General features: G+C 32.9%; 1 protein-coding gene and 1 pseudogene. Both read left to right on the forward strand.

The window, feature by feature from the left end:
- Positions 1–119 (forward strand): annotated as a pseudogene (locus Q4Q55_RS10675) (hydrogenase); the annotation flags it as partial.
- Between the two features lies 1 nt (position 120).
- On the forward strand, positions 121–322 hold a 202-nt coding region (locus tag Q4Q55_RS10000; RefSeq protein ID WP_303372663.1), incomplete at its 3' end, for an EhbH.

Raw genomic sequence — 322 nt, forward strand, 5'->3', positions numbered from 1 at the left:
CGCTCATTCCTAAGTTTAAGATTGAGCAAGAGGATTCACTTGATAAAATGTTATTTTATGCAGTGGTAACACTTGCTATAATTGTTACATTTTTATACTGGGGTGGTAATCTTGTCTAGTATGAATACAGTTCGTAATTTGATTGCTGCTGTAATGGCGGCTATATTCTCTGTTACTTTATTTGATGCAGTATTCAATTTAAGTAACATTATTGCTCCTGGCGTAAGTAATATCTATAATGCTTTAGGAACTCAAATAGCTCCAAACATGGTAACTGTAGTTATTTTTGATTTCAGAGCATACGATACATTAGGAGAATCAA

Origin of the sequence: Methanobrevibacter sp. (assembly GCF_030539555.1) — an archaeon.
Taxonomy (GTDB): Archaea; Methanobacteriota; Methanobacteria; order Methanobacteriales; family Methanobacteriaceae; genus Methanocatella.